At 73.6% G+C, this 1910-nt stretch carries 2 protein-coding genes; one reads left to right on the top strand and one right to left on the bottom strand.

Going from position 1 to position 1910, the window contains the following annotated elements; all coding sequences use genetic code 11:
* Nucleotides 1-1324: SseB family protein (locus E1281_RS39420; protein ID WP_165959323.1), on the bottom strand; the 1324-nt coding region annotated here is incomplete at its 3' end.
* Between the two features lie 356 nt (nt 1325-1680).
* Between E1281_RS39420 and E1281_RS41610 the strand changes: the two genes are divergently transcribed.
* The coding region (locus E1281_RS41610) for a hypothetical protein (RefSeq protein WP_207943790.1) at nt 1681-1910 on the top strand (230 nt) is incomplete at its 3' end.

Genomic DNA, 1910 nt, shown 5'->3' with positions numbered 1-1910 from the left:
GGGGAGTCGCGGGGTCCCTGGCCGGGGGGCCGCCGAGGGAGCGGACCTTGTCGCCGGGCATGGTCGCGTCGATGGGGGTGCCCGGGTTGAGGACGAGGTCCCACTCGGTGTCGGGCCAGGCGGAGACCATGTCCATGAGCGTCGGCATGATGAAGCGCGACGAGCCGATGGCCTCGTTCATCCACTTCAGCGACGTGAAGACCTGGATGGAGGTGCGGCCGTGGACGGGGACCGGCCGCCACGGGAAGCCGGAGTCGCCGGGGACGATGCCCCAGGGGGTGTCGGGGTCGGCGGGCACGAGGACCTGCGCGCCGAGGAGGATCTTGAAAAAGGCGTCGGTGTCGCGGCGGCGCGCGGCGTCGAACAGGCGCCCCTCGACGTCGTTCTGCGGCTCGAAGCCGTTCGTCATGCGCTGGGCGGCGCGCTGGTCGGCCCAGGTGGCGAGGCCGGGGAGCTGCTGGGCGAGGACGGTGCCGCCGGCGGGGGAGCCGGAGTTGATGGCCAGCAGCCAGTCGTGGTCCGGCCAGTAGCGCAGCGTGACGGTGAACGGCAGCTGGATGTACTCGGTGCCGGTCCCGGCTGCGCGGGCCGCCTCGGTCAGGCGTTCGGGAGAGGTGAAGACCGGCACGACGGTGGAGCCGTCGACCTCGCGTGTCTGCCAGGGAAAGCCGGGACGGCCGGGCCGCATCGTGTAGTCGGTCTCGTCCGGGACGGGCAGCAGGACCTCGGTGGACGCGAGCGTCTGCAGGAACAGGTCGTGGTCGTTGTTGGCCGCGGCCCGCAGCAGTTCGCGTTCGACGTCGTTGGCGGGCCTGAACTCCTGCCGCGGCGACTCGCGGGGCAGGTCGCGGTGCTGGTCGCGGAGTTCCTCCCACGGCGCGGACGCGCGCCCGACCTGGGGCGGGCGGCCGTCGCCCTCGGCCACCTGGCGGACGAACCAGGACGGGAGCCGCGCCTCGATCGGCAGGACGGTCCGGACACCGTGGCCGGGGGCGTCGATGGCGAGCCACCAGCGGTTGTCGGGCCACGTCTCGGCGATCTCACCGAAGCGGACCGTCATGAAGTGCTCGTAGGCCGGGCCGAGGCAGGCGCGCATCGCCGACGCCGAGGTGTAGACCAGCACGTGGGTCCGGCCGTCCTCCTCCTGGGTCGGCCACGACGGCTGCGCCTCGCCCGCGAGCATGCCGTCCACCAGGTCGGGCGGGACGGGAACGACCAGTTCGCTGTCCGCGATGAGGCGGAAGTAGCTCTCCTGGTCTCCGGCCCGTACGGTCTCCTGCAGACGGTGCTCCAGTTCCGACGTGGGTCGCCACGCGTCCGCCACGGCCGCCACCCCCTGTTCTAGCGTGCTCGTCCCCGCGCGACTGCCTACGCTACATGGGCGAACGGGACCAAAGAGCCCAGGCTCCTGACAGTGGGTGAGAGTCCGCAGGTCAGCGCGCGGTCAGTTCGATGAGGGCGCCGGGCGGCCCGCCGAAGCGGTCCGTACGGGCGCCCGGTCGCGCAGGGAACGGGCGAACCCGGGCCCCTTCTGAGCACGTCACAGCAGGCGGGACGGCGGGCGCCCGCGCCCGTCATCGACCGGTCGGTCCGGGCGGCGCCGCGGCGTGACCGGGGTGCGGAAGCATGTGCGGAGCCCGCACGGGATCATGGCCCGTGGCGGACGAGCGGGAGGCTGCGATGCGGTACGGGGTTGTTCGAGCGCTGGCCGGGGGCGCGATGGCGCTCGGCGCGTCCGGTCTGCTGGGTGGGTGCGGGACGCTGAGCAGCGGCCCCGGCCCGGCGTGCACCGGCACCGAGAAGGCGTTGCGGCAGTACATCGCCCAGGTCAGGGCCGTATCGGCGACGCCTGCGAGTGACGCCCGCCGGCGGCCGCGTCAGCCGATCGGGCGCCCCGGGCGGTCTCCGCC

Source organism: Actinomadura sp. KC345, assembly GCF_004348515.1.
Lineage (GTDB): Bacteria > Actinomycetota > Actinomycetes > Streptosporangiales > Streptosporangiaceae > Spirillospora.
The sequence above is the reverse complement of the archived record's forward strand: the minus strand, read 5'-3'. Positions and strand labels throughout refer to the sequence as shown.